Origin of the sequence: Candidatus Poriferisodalis multihospitum (assembly GCF_028283155.1) — a bacterium.
In the GTDB taxonomy this organism is placed as follows: Bacteria; Actinomycetota; Acidimicrobiia; order Acidimicrobiales; family Poriferisodalaceae; genus Poriferisodalis; species Poriferisodalis multihospitum.
Genome location: NZ_JAPYOK010000113.1, coordinates 32,687 through 51,749, shown reverse-complemented (window position 1 = coordinate 51,749; position 19,063 = coordinate 32,687). Strand labels below are relative to the sequence as shown.

The 19,063-nt window shown below is 67.4% G+C and carries 13 protein-coding genes; 9 read left to right on the top strand and 4 right to left on the bottom strand.

The window, feature by feature from the left end; genetic code table 11:
* Window positions 1-4: 4 nt before the first annotated feature.
* Window positions 5-2,008, bottom strand: a complete 2,004-nt coding sequence (locus tag VI480_RS13610; RefSeq protein WP_323673403.1) for a polysaccharide deacetylase family protein — start codon at window positions 2,006-2,008, stop codon at window positions 5-7.
* Between the two features lie 122 nt (window positions 2,009-2,130).
* On the opposite strand from VI480_RS13610, the gene VI480_RS13605 reads away from it, so the two are divergent.
* The 6 genes from VI480_RS13605 (at window position 2,131) to VI480_RS13580 (ending at window position 10,358) form a co-directional block, all read left to right on the top strand.
* Entirely contained in the window at window positions 2,131-3,231 is a 1,101-nt protein-coding gene (locus VI480_RS13605; protein WP_323673402.1) for a hypothetical protein, read from the top strand.
* 66 nt (window positions 3,232-3,297) lie between these two features.
* The gene (locus VI480_RS13600; RefSeq protein WP_323673401.1) at window positions 3,298-4,287 is read left to right on the top strand and encodes a hypothetical protein; all 990 of its coding nucleotides are present in this window, start codon (window positions 3,298-3,300) and stop codon (window positions 4,285-4,287) included.
* 9 nt (window positions 4,288-4,296) lie between these two features.
* Window positions 4,297-5,238 carry a hypothetical protein gene (locus VI480_RS13595; protein WP_323673400.1) on the top strand — a complete coding sequence of 314 codons (942 nt, stop codon included), beginning with the start codon at window positions 4,297-4,299 and terminating at the stop codon, window positions 5,236-5,238.
* 84 nt (window positions 5,239-5,322) lie between these two features.
* Window positions 5,323-7,440, top strand: a complete 2,118-nt coding sequence (locus tag VI480_RS13590) for a CaiB/BaiF CoA transferase family protein (protein WP_323673399.1) — start codon at window positions 5,323-5,325, stop codon at window positions 7,438-7,440.
* Window positions 7,440-7,727 carry a CoA transferase gene (locus VI480_RS13585; protein ID WP_323673398.1) on the top strand — a complete coding sequence of 96 codons (288 nt, stop codon included), beginning with the start codon at window positions 7,440-7,442 and terminating at the stop codon, window positions 7,725-7,727. Before VI480_RS13590 ends, VI480_RS13585 begins: the two co-directional genes overlap by 1 nt.
* Window positions 7,728-7,799: 72 nt before the next feature.
* On the top strand, window positions 7,800-10,358 hold the full coding sequence (locus VI480_RS13580; protein ID WP_323673397.1) for a CoA transferase: 2,559 nt from the start codon (window positions 7,800-7,802) through the stop codon (window positions 10,356-10,358).
* 45 nt (window positions 10,359-10,403) lie between these two features.
* Here VI480_RS13580 and VI480_RS13575 read toward each other — a convergent pair whose 3' ends face one another.
* Window positions 10,404-13,835: an acetyl-CoA carboxylase family protein gene (locus VI480_RS13575; protein ID WP_323673396.1), complete on the bottom strand. Its 3,432-nt coding sequence runs from the start codon at window positions 13,833-13,835 to the stop codon at window positions 10,404-10,406.
* Between the two features lie 260 nt (window positions 13,836-14,095).
* Here VI480_RS13575 and egtB point away from each other — a divergent pair, with 260 nt between their 5' ends.
* The 3 genes from egtB to VI480_RS13560 are packed head-to-tail and all read left to right on the top strand — an operon-like array spanning window position 14,096 to window position 17,577.
* Window positions 14,096-15,385 (top strand): ergothioneine biosynthesis protein EgtB, encoded by a 1,290-nt coding sequence (gene egtB / locus VI480_RS13570; RefSeq protein ID WP_323673395.1) that lies wholly within the window; start codon window positions 14,096-14,098, stop codon window positions 15,383-15,385.
* The gene (egtD, locus tag VI480_RS13565) at window positions 15,385-16,422 is read left to right on the top strand and encodes an L-histidine N(alpha)-methyltransferase (protein WP_323673394.1); all 1,038 of its coding nucleotides are present in this window, start codon (window positions 15,385-15,387) and stop codon (window positions 16,420-16,422) included. The genes egtB and egtD overlap by 1 nt, the downstream gene beginning before the upstream one ends.
* A gap of 54 nt (window positions 16,423-16,476) precedes the next feature.
* Complete coding sequence (locus tag VI480_RS13560; RefSeq protein ID WP_323673393.1) at window positions 16,477-17,577, top strand: zinc-binding dehydrogenase; 1,101 nt, start codon at window positions 16,477-16,479, stop codon at window positions 17,575-17,577.
* A gap of 7 nt (window positions 17,578-17,584) precedes the next feature.
* Here VI480_RS13560 and VI480_RS13555 read toward each other — a convergent pair whose 3' ends face one another.
* Complete coding sequence (locus tag VI480_RS13555; protein WP_323673392.1) at window positions 17,585-18,238, bottom strand: nitroreductase family protein; 654 nt, start codon at window positions 18,236-18,238, stop codon at window positions 17,585-17,587.
* 7 nt (window positions 18,239-18,245) lie between these two features.
* Entirely contained in the window at window positions 18,246-18,980 is a 735-nt protein-coding gene (locus tag VI480_RS13550) for an SCO6745 family protein (protein ID WP_323673391.1), read from the bottom strand.
* Window positions 18,981-19,063 lie beyond the last annotated feature (83 nt).

Sequence of the window (19,063 nt, the reverse complement as noted above, 5' to 3'; positions counted from 1 at the left end):
TGGCTCAGCGCAGCGTCGAGCGCGCGTGGACAGCCAATTCGCTCGCGGTGGCGGTGTGGATGTTGCCGAGCGCCATCACCTGGGCGAGTGCTGTGTCAAGCGTCGGCACGCGGAACGGCTGGCCCGCAAGCCACGGTCGCAGAGTCAGCATGAGCAGGCGGCTTCCGGCGGGATGCTCGGCGCCGTCGCGGTGCATGCGGGCGGCGGCGCCGGTGACGATCTCGCGCCAGCCATCCAGCGGCACCCGCCGGTGCCACAGCGCGAACTCGTCGTCGGCTTCGAGGAACAGCGGCAGCGACACCATCGGCGGCGTGGCATCGGGCCTGCCCACCCCGGCCAACACGCCCTCAGTCGCCATGAGAACCGGCTGCTCGTCGTTGGGCCAATCCAGCACCGTGTCGATACCGGCCTCTGCCAGCAGTGCCGGGGTACGGAACGATTCGACCCCCTCGGCGGAGAACCACGTTGTGGGGCGGAGCCCGGTGGCCGACTCGATCGCGTCGAGGCTGCGCGCGATGGCATCCCGCTCCTCGGTCTCGGAATTCTTGGAGGTGATGAGCCGGGTGGCCGCGATGCCCCGACCGGCGATCTCGCATCCGCGCTCAGCCAGATGCGAGACGAGCCAGCCGTAGTGCTCGGCGGTGAGCGCATCCACGGCGACGGTGGCGGCGATGCCGTGGCGGTCCAGCAGGTCGAGCAGGCGGAAGATGCCGACCCGGTGGCCGTACTCGCGGATCGTGAGCTGGGGGTAGTCGGGTGCGGGCAGGCGTGCCAAACCGCCGCTTCGGCGGCGCAGCGAGTAGGCGTCGGAGGGAGGCTCCCACTCGACGTGCTCGAGCACGACGACCGCGCCGACGGCCAGCGGGCTGCGGTCGGGCCACTCGAATCGGGGTCGGCTCGGCAGCGGCGACCAGTCGTAGTAGGGGTGGTCCATGCCGTGCTGGTGCTGGGCCGGGCCGAATTCGTAGGCCTGGGCTGGGTCACCGGCAACGGCGCTCCCCTGTGCATGGCCGGCCGGGCTTGCAATGCCAGTCGACGCAACCTTGGGTCGAGCGTTCGGCGACTCAGGTTCGTGGGCGATGAAGTTGTCGTAGTGATGATCGAGGAAGTGCTGGGCGATCTGGCTGGCTGTGGTCTGCCACACGTCGTCGTGACTCATCAGGTAGTCGAGCATCGCCGCCAGCCCGTCGACCCGGTGTGGCATCCCCATCAGATAGGGGTGCAGCGCCACGCACATCACCCGGCCGCCGGCGTCGTCGTCGGCTTCGCGTCGTAACACGTCGAGCTGCGCCTTGGCCATCGCCACGAATTCGCTGGTGTCGAAGTGCTGGGTGAACACCGGCACGTCGTTCAGCTCCATCGAATAGGGCACCGACACCAGCTGCTGCCCGCTGCGGGTTGCCAGCGGTACGGGCTGATCGTCGTGGAACCAGTCGGCGTGGTAGATCAACCCGGCTTCGGCCATGAGATCCGGAGTCAGAACGGTGTTGGAGACCGCCGGGCCGAGCATGCCGCGCAGCTGCTGCCCGGTGTGGCTGCGCAGCGCCTCGATGCACTCGATGTAGAAGGCCCGCTCGGCGGTCTCGTCAATCGAGGAGATGTAGCGGGTGTTGTAGATGCCGTGGGACATGATCTCCCAGCCGCGCTCGACCATCGCAGCGCCCACTTCGGGGTAGTGGTCGAACACGGCGAGATTGGTGGAGGCCGTGGCAACGACGCCGAAGCGATCGAGCACTTCTGCCATGCGCCAGAAGCCCACCCGGTTGCCGTAGTCGCGGTAGCCATAGCCCTGCACATCGGGATGCGGCGAGCGCGTCCAGGTGTTGCGCTGGGGATCACGCGGCGGCAGGAACTCGTAATGCTCGACATTGGGGGCGATCCACAGCGCCACGCGCGCATCGTTGGGCCACCGGATCCGCGGCCGGTCGGTGATCGGCAGGTACCGCACCCGGTGCGGCGCCAAGCTGCCCGGCAGCGGTGCAATCAGGCCAGGCGCCGTGTCGTTCATAGGTGGCTCCTCTGCCGGCCACTCACGCGAGCAGCCCCATCGTGGCGGCGAGTTGGGCGCTTGTGACGTTACGCCGATATGCAACTCGAACTCGCTCGATACTGCGGAAGTAGCATCAGACCGTGACCGACGATCAGGACGCAGCCGGCATCAGACCGGTACCGGGTGACAAGCGGCCCCGACCCGCACCGCCTCCGTCCGAGCGCGATACGAACGATGCTTCGTCCCGAGACGATGACGAGGCCGGACTGTGGTCACCACTGCCTCCCGGGAAACCACGGCCTGCGCCGCCTCCCGGGTCAAACCCCGAACGGCCATGGAGGTACGTCCCCCGACAGGCGCCGGGCGAGCTGCGGCGGATTCCCGATCTCATTCGTGATTCGTTGTCGCTCATCGGTCGGCGCTGGCGACCCTTCGGGGAATTCGTCCTGATCGGTGTCGCGGGATACCTCGTGGCATTCGTGATGCTGTTCTTGGGGTTGAACGCGCTGTTCAATGGACAGTTCTTCTCCAAGATCTCCGAGCTGACGGACCCGACGGGCGGCACGGTGGTCGACTACGAAGCGTGGCTCGAGTCATTCGATGTGACGCCGACGACCACGGCCATCGTCCTGCTGTTCGCCTTCGGGTTCGCGTGCTGCCTCGGCTTTCTGGTGCAAGAAATCGCCGTAACGCGGATGGCTTTCGATGACGTCCGAGGACGACCCATCAACTTCGGGGAAACACTCATGGCGGCCATACGGCGCATGCCCAAGATCTTCGGCTTGTCAGTACTCCTCGGCTTGGTCATGGCCCTGGTGGGGTGCGGTCTCAGCGTGCTTCTGTTGTGGGCCGCACCTGTGCTCGGTGTCCTCTGGCTGCTGGCGTATCTCGTGGCATTCGTCGTGTTCTTCCCGCTGCTGGTCGTCTACTTCGTGATGGCCTATGTCGAGCCTCGCATACCTTCGCCACGGCGCTGGTGGCGACTCATTCGTGGCAGGAAAGCGGCCATCTGGGGGCGGGTCATGCTGCTGGGTTTCGCAGCGAACCTCGTCGGTTTCGGGCTCACCGCTGGATTGGGTGCGCTGCCGCTGCCCGCCTTGTACGGCGACCTCTTCATCAACGCCGCCGTCTTCCCGCTCATCTTCGTCCTGGGTGCGGTGTTCCACCTGCTGATCTACGTCGATCTCATTGCGGGCGAGCAGTCCGCAGACCCGCAGGTCGAGGTCGAGCCACTGGGCTGACATCGCTGGGTCCGTTTGATTCGGCCGAAACCGTCCGTTGTTCGAGAGGTTCGCTAGCTTCGCTGCGTGCCCGTCGGCCGCCCGCCGCAGCAGGAAACGCCGCTGATCGTCCGTCAGATTCCCCGGGCAGAACCTCTCGATGCGGTCGAAGCACCCGAAGAACCGCCGAAGGACCCGCCTGAGCCGTTCTTCTGGACCAGAACCTCCGAACCCGAGCCCGGAGTGCTTCGACCCATTCGGGCTCTCATCGGCGACACCTTCCGCTTCGTCGTGCGTCAGTGGCCAGCAATGCTGTTGGCGGCGGTACCCGTCGTCGCGCTGGTGGTGCTCGCCGGTTTCGTGCGTTGGGGGGCATACGAGCAGCTCGTAGCGCCTGCCGAGGCGAACCGCAGGTCGTTTGCCGGTTTCGCGCTCATTTCCGTGATCAGCGGATGGGTGACTGGACTTGGGATTTACTTCCAAACCACCGCCGTTGCTTTCCTTGTTCGGCAGCATGCCCAAGGCGAATCAGTGCAGTCCGGAGCGGCCTGTGCTGGCGCCCTGCGGCGCCTCCCGCGAGTTGTGACCGTCAATGTGGTGTACGGACTGCTCGTGGCAGCGGTGTTCGGCGCCCCGCTCTTCTTCTTGGGGCTGTACTTGGCCGAACGCGACCTCTGGCTGCTGGAGGCTTGGACCTACTTGATCGCAGGCGTCGTTGCATACACGGCGCCGCAGATCAACATCTACTTCAGTGCTGTCAAGCTCGAAGAGCGACGACCGAAGTTCCGCTGGGCACGGGAACTCTGTCGCGGCAAGGCGGGTGCCATTTGGGGGCGCGTCCTGCTCTGGCAGTTGGTGTACATCGCTTTCCTCGCCATGTGGCAGATTGTCGCACCCGAACCGTGGAGCATCGGCTTCATCTTGCTCTCGGTGGTCTACGTCGTGGTGCCTGGAGCAATCCTGACAACCGCGTACATGCTCATCTACGTGGATCTCGCCGGTACCGCCAGAGACGGAAAGGTCCCTGTCGACGAGGGTGGAACCGGGGACATCCTCCAGGTCCCGGCTGGGACCTAGCATCTCGCCGTGGCTGATGATGACCTGCGGCCGCGTCCGGCACCCGCGCCCTCTGGATCGGGACATGGTGGGCGCCCGCGAGATGCGCATCGCGGCATGGGTGCCCTGTGGGCTGGAACGTTCCGGGTGGTCGGCCGGCGTTGGCGTGACCTTGCCGTAGCCGCGACGCTCGGTGCGGCCTCGTGGCTTGTGGCGTTCGTCAGCGCGTACGTGGGCGTGAACGAACTGTTCGACGGCCAATTCTGGGCCAAGCTCGACGCCCTGTTCAGCGGCGAAATCGAGACAACAGCCGAGATCGACGCATGGTTGGCGTCCTTCGAATTCACCTTCACGCCGCAGGCGGCGGGTCTCCTGCTTGTTGCGCTCGTAGCAAGTTTCGTCAGCATCCTCCAGTCTGCCGCAAGCGCTCAGATTGCGCGCCAAGAACTGGCTGGTATCGACGCCGGTGCCAGCACCGCCGTGAGCATCGCGCTCGGCCGGTTGCCGGCACTGCTGCTCGTCAATGTTGTGCTCACGGTCGTTCAGGCGGCCGTATTCCTCATCGGGATCGGACTCGCTGCAGTCGCGGACCCGCTCGGTGCCGTGTGGGATCTCCTTACGTTCCTTGTCTCCATTGTCGTTCTCCCCCTGCTGGCCATCTTCTGGGTCATGGTGTACGTGGAGCCTGGATTGCCGTCGTTGCGCCGGTGGAACCGGCTACTCGGACGCAACAAGCTGGCGACATGGGGCCGCGTGATGCTGTTCGACGTCGTGCGCATGGTCTTCGCGGGGATCGTCTTCCTTGTAGCAGTCGTCAGCCCGCTGTCCTTCGCGTATTCGCTGGCGATCGTGACTGTGCTGGTCTGGCCCGCAACTGTTGGCATCGTCACCGTCACCCACGTGATCATGTACGAGGATCTTGCGAGCGGCATGGGGTCGGGCGACGACTCGGCCCGCAGCGGCCAAGGCTGAAGTTTCACGGCCGCCCACATCGCATCGCCGCCAATCGATGCCTCCACGGCAAATGGGCGCAAGTGCGCGTGCTGAAATGTGCGCATGAGTGGGGATACGAATTCCGATGCCCGGGGCGTTCTGGCCGACTACCGCGTCATTGACCTGACCGACGAGCGCGGCCACCTGGCCGGGGCGATCTGGGCGCAGATGGGTGCTGATGTGATCGCGATCGAGCCTCTCGAAGGCTCGTCGGCGCGCAGGTTGGCCCCCTTCGCAGGCGATGTCGAAGGACCGGAGCGCTCGCTGCACCACTGGTCCTACAACCGTGGCAAGCGCAGCGTGGTGCTCGACCTCGGCACGGCCGAAGGCGTCGAGCACGCCAAGGCGCTCATCGCCGGGGCCGACGTCGTGTTCGAGTGCTTCGAGCCCGGTGAGGCGGAAGCGCTGGGCCTCGGCCGCGATGTTCTGGCCGAGCTCAACCCTGCGCTCATCCATGTCTCGATCACGCCATTCGGCAGCGACGGACCCAAGGCCAACTGGATGGCATCAGATCTGGGGCTGCAGGCCTCAGCGGTGAACATGGCCGTCACCGGCGACAAGGACCGTGCGCCGCTGCGTGCCGGGGGCACGCTGCCCCAAGCCATGCACAATGCCGCCTCCGAAGGGGCCGGCGCAGCACTCATTGCCCTGTGGGAACGCCAGACCCGCTCGGGGCTCGGCCAGCACATCGACATGTCCGCACAGCAGTCGATGAGCCAGGCATCCATGTCGTCGACGCTCAACACGTCGCTGAATGCCACCGTGACTCAGCGCATCGCCGGCGGCGCCAGCCTGCAAGGCATCGACATCCAGCTCATGTGGGCCTGTGCCGACGGACACGCGTCGGTGACGTTCCTGTTCGGGCCCGGCTTCCGCGCCTTCACCCAGAACCTCATGGACTGGGTGCACGAAGAGGGTTTCTGCGACGAGGCCACGAGAGACAAGAACTGGACCGAGTACGCCATGATGCTGCTCGACGGCCGTGAGCCGGTCTCCGAGTACGAGCGGCTCAAGCAGCTCCTGACCGGGTTCTTCGCCACCAAGACCAAGGCCGAGCTGCTCGATGCGGCGATGAGCCGCCGGCTGCTCATCACCCCGGTGTCGACGACAGGCGAGGTGGTCGACTCCGAGCAGCTCGCGGTCCGTGAGTACTGGGAGGACGTCGACCACAGCGATGTGGTGCCTCAAGATGAGACAGGTGCGGGCGCAGGCTCGTTCGATCCCGCTGCAGTGCGCTACCCGGGCGCGTTTGCGAAGTTCACCGAGACCCCGCTCGTCAACCTGCGACGAGCGCCCACGCTGGGCGAACACACCGGCGAAGTGCTGGCCGAGCTGGACGCATCGGAGCGCCTGCCAGCCGTGCCGGCGTCGATTGCTCCGGTGGCGCACACCTCGCCGCCGCTGGAGGGCGTGAAGGTGCTCGATTTCATGTGGGCCATGGCCGGCCCTGCGGCGTCGCGGGTGCTCGCCGATTACGGCGCCGAGGTGATCCGGGTCGAGTCGGCCATCAAGCTCGACGCTGTGCGCTCCATCCAGCCGTTCCATGACGACGTCGGCGACCCTGACGGCTCGGGCCTGTTCAGCAACTTGAACGCAGGCAAGCGCGGCCTCGCGCTCGACATGTCCAAGCCCGAAGCGCTCGACGTCATCTGGGACCTCATTGACTGGGCTGACGTGATCCTGGAATCGTTCTCTCCCAAGGCCATGACGGGCTGGGGCATGGGTTGGTCCCAGGTGCTCGAACGGCGGCCGGACGTCGTGATGGCGTCGAGCTGCCTGATGGGCCAGACCGGGCCGCTGGCGCTGCTAGCGGGCTTCGGCACGATGGCTGCGGCAATCTCGGGGTTCTTCTATCCCGTCGGGTGGCCCGACCGTGCACCGGCGGGACCCTTCACCGCGTACACCGACTACACCTCGCCCCGCTGGCTGGTGGCTGCGGTGATGGGGGCGTTGGAGCACAAGCGGCAGACCGGCCGGGGGCAGTACGTGGACCTGTCCCAGTCCGAAGCGGCGCTGCACCTGATGGCGCCCGCCCTGCTCGAGCGGACCACCAACGGCCGCATCTGGGAATCGGCCGGCAACCGGGACTTGGTGTTTGCGCCCCAAGGTGCGTACCAGACCGCTGCAGGCAGCTCGGCCGGTGATGACCACGACGACAACTGGATTGCGATCTCGAGCTGATGGCCGAGCTGCAAGCTGCGGGCGTGGCCGCCCACATCGTGCAGAACTCGCCGGAGTTCACGGTGGATCCGCAGTTGCTGCACCGCAACGCGCTGGTTGAGGTGCCGCATGGCAAGCAGGGCACCACGACGGTCGAGAACACGCGCTTCGTGATGTCGCGCACTCCAGCTCAGGTGGACCGCGGCGGACCGACGCTCGGCGAGCACACCTTTGAGGTGCTCACCGAGACGCTCGCCTACGACGGCGACCGCATCGCAGAGCTCGCGGTGGCAGAACTGCTCGAGTAGCGCCGCGGTCGCTGCACGAAGGCGCGGCGCCCAAGCCCGAACGGCGCTGCGCGTCCGTGCTGAAATGTGCGGATGCCTGACGCCTCGACTGATTCTGAGAACGCATCCATGCTGAGCCCGTTCCGGGTGCTGGATCTGACCGACGAGCGGGGCCACCTGTGCGGGGCGATCCTCGCCCAGATGGGCGCCGATGTCATCGCGGTGGAGCCTCCCGAGGGCTCGTCCGCACGGCGGATGGCCCCCTTTGCCGGGGACGTCCCCGATCCCGAGCGCTCACTGCATCACTGGGCCTACAACCGCGGCAAGCGCAGCGTGGTGCTGGACCTGGCGGACGACGATGGCGCAGAAACGCTGCGGGATCTGGCTGCGGCGGCCGACATCCTGATCGAATCGGCTGGCCCGGGCCAGATGGAGGCCCTGGGGCTGGGCTACGGCACGCTGTCGGAGATCAATCCCGAGCTGGTGTACGTGTCGATCTCGCCGTTCGGCTCCGACGGGCCCAAGGCCGACTGGGCAGTCTCGGACCTGACGTTGCAGGCATCGGCGGTGAACATGGCGATGACCGGCGATTCCGACCGGGCACCGGTGCGCACCGGCGGCCTGTTCCCGCAGGCATTCCACAACGCGGCCTCCGAGGCTGCAGGGGCCGCGCTGATCGCCCTGTGGGAGCGCCAGACGGTCTCGGGTCTCGGCCAGCACGTGGACATGTCGGCCCAACAGAGCATGAACCAGGCCTGCCAGTCGTACGCGCTGTCAACACCGCTGGGCGCGACGCCGCCGACCCGCCACGCAGGCGGCGTGCTGGTCGAGGGCTTGCATGTCCAGCTGATGTGGCCGTGCAAGGACGGGCATGCCTCGGTGACGTTCCTGTTCGGGCCCGGCTTCCGTGCGTTCACGCAAAGCCTCATGGACTGGGTGTGCGAGGAGGGCTTCTGCGACGAGGCCACCCGCGACAAGAACTGGACCGAGTACGCCATGATGCTGCTCGACGGCCGTGAGCCGATCTCGGAGTACGAGCGGCTGAAGCAGATCCTGCACGACTTCTTCGCCACCAAGACCAAGGCCGAGTTGCTGGACGCGGCCATGAGCCGCAGGGTGCTGATCACGCCGGTATGGACCGCCGACGAAGTGGTGGATTCACACCAGCTGGCCGCCCGCGACTACTGGGAGACGGTCACTCAGGAACTGGTTGACGGGGACGGCAGTCCCGCCGAGGTGCGCTACCCGGGCCGCTATGCCCGCTTCAGTGCCACGCCGATGCAGCCGCTCGGCCCGCCGCCGAAGCTCGGCGAGCACACGGCTGAAGTCTTGGCCGAGCTGGACGAACAGTCCGAGGGTGAGGCAATCCGGGCGAGACCCCGTATCGAGGCCACTGGTGCCGACGTGAGCGCCCAGACAGCCTCGACTGCGCGTCCGCTGGAGAACGTCAAGGTGCTCGACTTCATGTGGGCGATGGCGGGGCCCGCAGCAGCGCGGGTGCTGGCCGACTATGGGGCGGACATCATTCGAGTCGAGTCTGAGACGCGGCTCGAAGTGGCCCGTTCGCTGCAGCCATTCCGTGACGACATCGGCGACCCCGAGTACTCAGCGCTCTACAACAACATGAACGCCGGCAAGCGGGGCATCTGTCTGGACATGTCCAAGGCGGCTGCGCTGGACGTCATCTGGGATCTCATCGACTGGGCCGACGTGATCGTGGAGTCGTTCTCGCCGAAGGGCATGGCCGGCTTCGGGATGGGTTGGGAGCAAGTGCGTGAGCGCCGGCCCGACGTGATCATGGCGTCGAGCTGCCTGATGGGCCAGACCGGGCCGCTGGCGATGCTGGCGGGCTTCGGAACGATGGCCGCGGCGATCTCGGGATTCTTCTACCCGGTGGGTTGGCCTGACCGGGCGCCCTGCGGGCCGTTCGGCGCCTATACCGACTACACCTCGCCCCGCTGGCTGGTCGCGGCGGTGATGGGGGCGTTGGAACACCGGCGGCGCACCGGCGAGGGCCAGTACATCGACATGTCCCAAGCAGAGTCGGCGCTGCACCTGATGGCGCCGGCGGTGCTCGACCGCACGGTGAACGGCCGGGTGGCGCATCGGGTGGGCAACCGCGACCGGCACATTGCACCCCAGGGCGTCTACCAGACAGCCGCCAGCGACCAGTTCCACGCTGTCGTGCCCGACGACAGCTGGATCGCGATCTCGTGCGTCGACGATGCCCAATGGCAGTCGCTGGCCGCGCTGATGGGCCGCGGTGACCTAGGCGATCTGACCGTGGCGGAGCGTCAAGAGCGCCACGATGAGCTCGACGAGGTCATCGCCGGATGGGCCCGCGGCCACGACGGCGTGGCATTGATGCACCGCCTGCAAGACATCGGCGTGGCTGCGCACATCGTGCAGAACTCGCCGGAGTACACCGTCGATCCGCAGGTCATCCACCGGGGTCAACAGGTCGAGGTGCCCCACGCCAAGCAGGGCACCACCATCGTGGACGCCTCCCGCTTCGCGCTGTCTCGCACCCCAGCGCAGGTGACCTACGGCGGCCCGACGCTCGGCGAGCACACCTTCGACATCCTCACCGAGGTGCTCGGCTACGACAGCGACCGCATAGCCGAACTCGCCGTCGCCGAACTACTGGCCTGACTCACGCCGGTTCGACTCATCGAGGCCGGCCGGCGACGGCGGTCGCTACCAGGTGTCGACCATGGGGCGTTTCTTGCCGGTGCGGGGGGCTGGCTCGGGGGCCGAGAGCAGGGCCATGCGGATCCAGTCGCGGCTCTCGGCGGGGTCGATCACATCGTCGATCTCGAAGAACGTGGCGGTGTTGACGGCCTTGCCCTGCTCGTACAGGCGGGCGACTCGCTTCTCGTACTCCGCGATGCGTTCTTCGGGGTCTTCGATGGCTTCGAGCTCGCGCCGGTAGCCGAGCTTGACGAAGCCTTCGAGGCCCATGCCGCCGAACTCGCCGGTCGGCCACGCCACGGTGAAGATGGGCGCCTTGAAGCTGCCGCCGGCCATCGCCTGCGCGCCCAGCCCGTAACCCTTGCGCAGCACGATGGTCATGAACGGCACCGTCACGTTGGCCGCTGTCACGAACATGCGCGCTGCGTGACGCACCGTGGCCTCGTACTCGGCCTGAGGGCCCACCATGATCCCGGGCGTGTCGCACAGGAACAGCAGCGGGATGTCGTGTGCATCGCAGAGCTGGATGAAGCGCGCCGCTTTGTCGCCGGTGTCGGCATCGACGGCGCCGCCGAGATGGTGGTTGTTGTTGGCCACCACCCCGATCGGCCGACCCTCGACACGTGCCAGCGCCGTCACACAGCCTGGCCCCCAGCCGCGGCGCAGCTCCATCACCGAGTCGACATCGCAGAGCTTGTCGATGATGTCGCGCACGTCGTAGGCCCGCAGGCGATTCTCGGGCACCAGGTGGCGCAGCTCCCGCTGGTCGTGGCACTCCCATTCGTCGACGGAGCCCTGGAAGTACGACAGGTACTGCTTGGCGGCCACGATCGCCTCGGCTTCGTCGGCCACCAGCACATCGATCACGCCGTTGGGCCACTGCACGTCGACCGGGCCGACTTCTTCGGGACGGAACACGCCCAGGCCGCCGCCTTCGATCATGGCGGGGCCGCCGACGCCGATGTTCGAGCCCTCGGTCGCGATGATCACATCGCAGCAGCCCAGCAGCACCGCATTGCCCGCAAAGCAGCGGCCGTTGGTGACGCCCACCAGCGGCACCAGGCCGCTGAGCTGCGCGAAGAACGTGAAGGCCCAGCAGTCGAGGCCCGAGCCCCCGATGCCATCGGTATCGCCCGGCCGGCCGCCGCCGCCCTCGGCCAGCAGCACCACCGGCAGGCGGTTGTGCTCGGCGATCTCGAACATGCGGTCCTTCTTGCGGTGGTTGTTGCCGCCCTGGGTGCCCGCCAGCACCATGTAGTCGTACGACATGACCATGGCCTGGGACTGCTCGGGGCCGAACAGGTCGCCGTTGACACTGGCTACGCCGGCCACCATGCCGTCGCCCTGGGTATTGGCGATCAGGTCTTCCATCGAACGGCGGCGGCGCTGCGCCGCCACCATCAGCGGGCTGTACTCCACGAACGTGCCGGGATCGACGAGGTCGGCCATGTTCTCGCGCGCCGTGCGGTGGCCCCGACCGTGACGCTTCGCCACGGCGTCGGGCCGGTTCTCGTCGAGGCCGAATCCGCGGCGGTCGAACACTTCGGCCAGATCGGGCCGGATGTAGTCGAGATCGACTGAGGAGGCTGCTTCGGCGAGCTCCACGGAAACCTCGGCCTCCTCGACGAACAGCAACGAGTGCCCCTCGTACACCGTGTCGCCGGGCGCCACGCCCAGCATCCGCACGATGCCCGTGACCGTGGAGGTCACGACGTGCTCCATCTTCATCGCTTCCATCACCGCGACCTGCTGGCCCTCGGCAACGGGATCGCCTTCGGCGACAGCGAGCGAGACGATCGTGCCCTGCAGCGGAGCCGCAACTGCGATGCTGCCGTCGGGGCCGGTCACGGTCGCCACCGGTACGCCGTGGAGCGAGGCCGTGCCCGCAGCCATGGCTTGAGCCCGAACAGCATCAGATGCGGCCCGGTCGGCAGGGGCGTCATCGATGTCGCCGTGGTGCAGCACGGCCAGCGGATCGTCGCCGACCGTGGCACCAGCCCGCCCGCCGGCACCGGCGGCGGCTGTCGGCTCGGCGGGCGCCCAGACCGATGCCGCCTGGGCAGCAGCGGTGCACAGCGCCTCGGCGTGATCGGCCACGAAGCTAGTGGTGAGCTCGTTGCTGGTCACCTCGGGCCGGTCGAGCAGCGAGGTGAGGAACCCCAGGTTCGTCGCCACGCCGTCGATGCGGAACTCGCCCAAGGCCCGGCGCGCCCGGCGGACCGCGTCGGCGTAGTCACGGCTCGGGCTGTAGGCGATCACCTTGGCGAGCAGCGAGTCGAAGCTGGGGTTCGTGCCATATCCCACGTAGCCGTAGGTGTCAGTGCGCAGCCCTGGACCCGTGGGGGGCTCGAAGGCGGTGAGCACACCACCGCTTGGGCGCGAGGTGCCGTCTGGCTGCATCGTCTCGGTGTTGACGCGGCACTGGATGGCGTACCCGCGCGGCGATGGCACGTCGGGCTGGGCCAACCCCACATCGGCAAGGCGGGCGCCGCCAGCGATTCTGAGCTGCGCAGCTACCAGGTCGACGCCGGTGACTTCCTCGGTGACCGTGTGCTCGACCTGGATGCGAGCATTGACCTCGCAGAAGGCGATCGTGCTCGGCTTGTCGGCGTCGATGAGGAATTCCCAGGTGCCCAGGCTGCGGTAGCCGACTGCTCTGGCCATCTCCACCGCGGCGTCACACACCGCCTGGCGGGTATCGGCCGTGAGCGTAGGCGAGGGTGCGATCTCCACGATCTTCTGGTTCTGGCGCTGCAGCGTGCATTCCCGCTCGCCCAGATGGGCAACCGACTCGCCGTCGCCGACGATCTGGATCTCGATGTGGCGGGCGCGCTCGATCAGCTGCTCCACGTAGAGATCGCCATTGCCGAACGCGGCGGCAGCCTCGCTGGCGCAGCGCTCATAGGCCGCCTCGAGCTCGTCCGCCGAGCGCACCACGCGCATGCCGCGCCCGCCGCCCCCGGCCAGCGCCTTGATCATCATCGGCCCGTGCTCGGCGAAGAAGGCCTGTGCGGCCTCGACCGAAGTCGGCTCGGACGTGGCGGGCAGCAGCGGTACGTCGTGCTGCTGCGCGAGCGCCCGCGCTGCGAGCTTGTCGCCGAAGAGCTCGAGTTGCAGCGCGCTGGGCCCCACGAAGGTGATGTCGGCGGCCTTGCAGGCAAGCGCCAGGGCCGGGTTCTCGGCCAGGAATCCGTAGCCGGGATGGATCGCATCGCAGCCGGCCTCCGCAGCGGCGCTGACCACCTGGTTGACATCGAGGTAGGGGGCCACGCCGCGTCCGTCGAGCGTGACCGACTCATCGGCCACACGGGTGTGCAGTGAGGCAGCGTCGTCGTCGCCCGCAATAGCGACCGTGCCGATGCCGAGCTCGCTGGCCGCCCGCGCCACCCGCACTGCAATTTCGCCGCGGTTCGCAATCAGCAGCTTCTTGAAGCCCATCGATGCTGTCTCCCTGTTCGCAACCCTGCTGGATGCCGGCACAAACTGCCGCGAACCCTCCGCGGCAGTCACGGTGCGCCATTTCCGCCCCGCGTGTTTACCGCAGAGCGCCCAGTTCGCGTCGATTGAGCGCCAGATCTGTACTAGGGCCATGCGGATTTTGGCGCAGGATCACCAGAAACATGAGCGCTCGTCCATCTGAGGCTTGCATTTGCCTCATACAGGTCCACTACCCTCCGGCGGGCCCTATGGCCGCATCCATGACCAGCGACACGTCGCCGGACTTGCTCGGGAGCTACCGCTCGGTGCGAGCGCACACCGATGCGCTCACCGCACCGCTGAGCGATGAAGACCAGTGCATCCAGACGATGCCCGATGTCAGCCCCACCAAATGGCACCGCGCGCACGTCACCTGGTTCTTCGAGACGTTCCTGTGCAAGCCGCATCTCGCTGGCTACATCGAGCACGATCCTGCCTTCGGATTCCTGTTCAACTCGTACTACGAGACCATCGGGAAGCGACACCCGCGCCCGGAGCGGGGCAACCTGTCGCGCCCGTCGTGCGCTGAGATCACGGCATACCGCCGCTACGTCGACATGGCGATGGAACGGCTGCTCTGCGGCGGCATCGCCCCCGGGATCGCAGACCTGGTGACGCTGGGCTTGCATCACGAGCAGCAGCATCAAGAACTCATCCTCATGGACATCAAGCACGTGCTGTCGTGCAACCCGGCACTGTGGCCGGCGTACCGAGAGTCCTGCAACGCAGCGGCAGCCGGAGCTGGCGAGGCCTGTGCCTCCGAGGCCCGCTGGGTGAGCTTCGACGGCGGCGAGATCGCGGTCGGTCACGACGGATGCGGCTTCGCCTTCGACAACGAGGGGCCTCGCCACCAGGTGCTGACGGCACCGTTCCGGCTCGCCGACCGCCCGGTGACCTGTGCTCAATGGCTGGAGTTCATGGCCGATGGCGGCTACGACACCCCGACGCTGTGGTTGTCTGACGGCTGGGGCCAACGCAGCGTTCACGGCTGGGACTCGCCGGCGTACTGGCATCTCGGCGACGACGGCTGGCAGGTGTTCACACTCGGGGGCCTCAAGGCGGTTGCACCCAACGAGCCGGTGTGTCATCTGTCGTACTACGAGGCGGACGCGTTCGCTCGTTGGGCCGGTGCGCGGCTGCCGACCGAGTTCGAGTGGGAGCACGCGGTGACCGGCCTGCCTGAGGTCGGCAACATCGGGGACGGCGCCAGACTGCACCCCGCTCCGGCGTTGGCTGTGCCGCAAGCATGCGCATCCAGGTCAGCGCCGCTGCAGCAGATGTACGGCGACGTGTGGGAATGGACGTCCAGCCCCTACAGCGCGTATCCGGGCTTCCGTGTCGCTCCCGGCGCCGTGGGCGAGTACAACGGCAAGTTCATGATCAACCAGATGGTGCTGCGAGGCGGCTGCTGCGCGACACCTGAAGGTCACATCCGGCCCACCTATCGCAACTTCTTTCACCCCCACACCCGCTGGCATTTCTCCGGTTTGCGCCTGGCGGTCGACGCCTGATGATGCCCCCCGAGCGGGCGGCGCCTCCCGCCGCCGATCCCGCGATCGACAATTGGCTCGACGCCGGCTGGTCCGATCGGGAGTTGCGCGCCGATGTCTCGGTGGGCCTCTCGTCGAGCCCCAAGGAGCTGCCGCCGAAGTGGTTCTACGACGACCGCGGCAGCGAGCTGTTCGACGAGATCACCCGTCTCGACGAGTACTACCCGACTCGCCGCGAGCGGGAGATTCTTGAACGGGAAGCCGATGCCATTGCAGCGGCAGCCGGAGCTGACTGCATTGCCGAGCTGGGATCGGGCACCTCGACGAAGACGCGCATCCTGCTCGACGCGTTCGCGGCCGCCGGCCAGTTCCGCCGGTACGTGCCGTTCGACAACAGCGAAGCGACGCTGCGCAACGCTGCGGGGGAGGTGGCCGCGGCGTACCCCGATCTGGCTGTGCAAGGCGTTGTCGGTGACTTCGAGCACCACCTCGGGCACCTGCCGCTCGATGACGCCGACGCACCGTTCGGCGCGCCGCCCCGTGCGCCGGCGATGTTGGTGCTGCTCGGCGGCACGATCGGCAATTTCTCGCCGGCACGCCGGCCGGCGTTCCTGGATGCTGTTGCCGGCGCCATGCGAACCGGTGACACATTCCTTCTGGGCACCGATCTCGTCAAGGATGTCGACCGGCTGGTGGCGGCCTACGACGATGCGGCCGGCGTCACGGCACGGTTCAACCTCAACGTGCTATCGGTGCTCAACCGCAGGCTCGGCGCCGACTTCGACCTCGACGCCTTCGCCCACGAGGCAGTGTTCGACGCGGACAACGAGTGGATCGAGATGCGCCTGCGTTCCCTGCGCACGCAGACCGTGCACATCCCGGCGTTGGAGATGACGGTCGACTTCGCGGCGGGCGAGCGGATGCGCACCGAGATCAGCGCCAAGTTCCGACCCGAGCGCGTGCGCTCAGAACTCGGCGCCGCAGGCCTCGTCGTGCAGCGGATGTGGACCGATGCCGACGGTGACTACGCCCTCACCCTCGCACGGCGGGTGCTGTGACGCAGCCCGCCGATTCCAGCTAGACAGCGGGGCAGCGCAAGTAGGGGGAGTGCGATGCCCGTCGAAGCCAGAGTTGTCGTCATCCCGCAGGAGGCTGGTGCCGGACCTGAGGTGATGGACGTGACGCTGCCCGATCCGCGCGGTCATCAGGTGGTGGTGAAGCAGTACGCGTCGGGTGTCTGCCACAGCCAGCTGCACACCATTCACAACCCGCGGGCGGCGCCGCAGGTGCTGGGTCACGAGTCCACCGGCGAGGTGATTGCAGTGGGTGACGACGTGACCAGCCTTGCGCCGGGGGACACCGTGATGGTCACGTGGGTACCGAAGGACCAGGCGAGCGCGCGCCGCCGGGGCGGTCCGTTGCAGCTCGATCTCGGCGACGGCCGCACGGCGACCTCCATCAACGTGTTCACCTGGGCCACTCACACCATCGCCGATGAGATGTTCGTGGTGAAGGTGCCCGAGGGCATCGACGTGGAGGCCACCTCCATCATCGGCTGTGCGGTCATCACCGGCGCCGGTGCCGTGCTCCACACCGCAGGTGTGAAGGCAGCGGACAGCGTGGCCGTCTTCGGTGTGGGAGGCGTCGGACTGGCTGCGGTGGCTGCGGCGAGGTTCGTCGGCGCCGACCCCATCATCGCCGTGGACCTCTCGGAAGAGAAGCTGGAGTTCGCGAAGCGCTTCGGGGCCACCCATGGCGTCAACGCCTCCAGCGCAGATCCCGTCGAGGAGATCAGGGCGCTCACGACCGACGAGCAACGCTTTGACATCCTGCGTCAGCCGCTTCGCGGTGTGGACTTCGCCTTCGACTGCATCGGACACCAGAGCACGATGGAGCAGATCCACCAGGCCACTCGCTCAGGCGAGTTCGGCCAGAGCCACGGCGGAACGGCGGTGCTCGTCGGCGTGCCCCAGCGCAACCTCGAACTCGACACGCTGCACCTGTTCATCGGTGAGCGGGCGTTCATCTCCAGCCTGGGCGGCAGCTGCGAACCGGCGGTCGATTTCCCTCGCTTCCTGCAGTGGCACGCAGACGGCGACCTTGACCTCGACGCGCTGGTGACACAGCAGTACGCGATCGACGACATCGGCCAAGCAGTCGACGACCTCGAGAACGGTCGGATCGCCGGCCGATCGATCCTGGTCTTCGACTGACCGGCGGTTACCAGCCGTTCATGTGGACGAAGTCGTCGAACGGCTTGCGGCGGCCGGGCTTGAAGTCGGTGCCGATGGTGTGGGCCACGGGCAGCAGCGCCACCTGTTGCACGTCGTCGTAGGGGATGCCCAAGATCTCGGCGACTTCCTGTTCGCGGGCCAGGTGCACGGTGGTCCAGCAGGTGCCGAGGCCCCGGTTGCGGGCGGCGAGGCAGAAGCTCCAGGCCGCCTGGATGACCGAGCCCCAGCGCAGTGCCTGCAGGCCCGCGGGCGCACCGTCGAGCCGACCCTCGATGCACGGCACGAAGATCGCCGACGTACGGGGGAAGTTCTCGGCCAGGTAGCGGGCCGAGTCCATCATGCGCAGCCAGTCGACTCGAGCTGCCGGGTCGGTCTCGGCTGCTGCCGCCTTGGCCAGGTAGTTGTCGTCGATGCGGCCCAGCCAGACCTCCTGGTAGATCGTCCCGACGGCCCGGCACTGCTCGGGATCGGTCGACACCACGAAATGCCAGTCTTGGCGCAGCGATCCGGTGGGCGCTTGCAGGGCAAGCTCCAGGCATTCCCGCAGGAGCGCCTCGTTGACCGGGCGGTCGAAGTCGAGCCGTCGCCTGACGGCTCGCGTGGTGGCGAGTGCCTCGTCGACGCTCAGCGACAGTGTCATGGCTGCGCTAGTCGGCGAGTGCGGCGTTGATGGCAGCGACGCCGTCGGCCAGTGCTTGCGCCTCGCCGGCGTCGAGCACGCCGTAGATCGGTGCAACGAGATCGTCGGTGAGGGCCTCGGCGGCGTCCCACTTCGCCCGGTGCTCGTCGGTGACGTCAGCGTCGCCGGTCCAGCCGAACATCTCGACGTCGTCGGGGCGGCGCACCCGGTGAGCCATCTCGGTGCTCAGGCCCGAGGCCACGATGGCAACCAGGTGCAGGCTCCCGCGCAGCTCCCGCAGGACGGCGACGTTCTGGAACGCCCGGGCAGCGGCCTCGTCGCTGCGGGGCTCCGATGCGATCGCTGCGAAGAGCGCCTGTGCGGAACTGTCGACGAGCCCGGCGTCGATCACCTTGTCGGCCGCGGCATTGAAGGCGTCGAGACCTGCGACATCGCTGAGCTTGGCGGCGCCGAAGGCGCCTGCGCATTCCATGTAGAGCCGGCCCCCGTCACGAGGCGCCATGACCTCCTTGGCCGAGTTCCAGATCTTCGCGATCAGATCGGGATTGAAGTAGCCGAAGGCGCTGTGCACGACCGTGGACTCGACATCGCCGAGCACGCCGCCGCGGCCCAGCGCGTAGAGCCGGAAGCCGTCGAGTCCGGCTTCCTTCCCGCGCGTCAGCGTTGCGGGGTCGAAGTAGAACATCGAGCCCATCGTGGCGATGGGCGGGCATACCTTCTGGACAAGTTCACGTGTTTCCATGGGGCGACAGTGTGGCACCGCGCCCCGGCGCCCGCCCGTTCAATGCTTCCCGCTCTAGCTCCCTGTTCCGATTCGATACGGGC

Coding starts and splice junctions, on each gene's coding strand:
- VI480_RS13580 (WP_323673397.1), top strand. CDS start 7,800: ATGCCTGACGCCTCGACTGATTCTGAGAACGCATCCATGCTGAGCCCG.
- VI480_RS13585 (WP_323673398.1), top strand. CDS start 7,440: ATGGCCGAGCTGCAAGCTGCGGGCGTGGCCGCCCACATCGTGCAGAAC.
- VI480_RS13560 (WP_323673393.1), top strand. CDS start 16,477: ATGCCCGTCGAAGCCAGAGTTGTCGTCATCCCGCAGGAGGCTGGTGCC.
- VI480_RS13590 (WP_323673399.1), top strand. CDS start 5,323: ATGAGTGGGGATACGAATTCCGATGCCCGGGGCGTTCTGGCCGACTAC.
- egtB (WP_323673395.1), top strand. CDS start 14,096: ATGACCAGCGACACGTCGCCGGACTTGCTCGGGAGCTACCGCTCGGTG.
- VI480_RS13555 (WP_323673392.1), bottom strand. CDS start 18,238: ATGACACTGTCGCTGAGCGTCGACGAGGCACTCGCCACCACGCGAGCC.
- VI480_RS13575 (WP_323673396.1), bottom strand. CDS start 13,835: ATGGGCTTCAAGAAGCTGCTGATTGCGAACCGCGGCGAAATTGCAGTG.
- VI480_RS13550 (WP_323673391.1), bottom strand. CDS start 18,980: ATGGAAACACGTGAACTTGTCCAGAAGGTATGCCCGCCCATCGCCACG.
- VI480_RS13610 (WP_323673403.1), bottom strand. CDS start 2,008: ATGAACGACACGGCGCCTGGCCTGATTGCACCGCTGCCGGGCAGCTTG.
- egtD (WP_323673394.1), top strand. CDS start 15,385: ATGATGCCCCCCGAGCGGGCGGCGCCTCCCGCCGCCGATCCCGCGATC.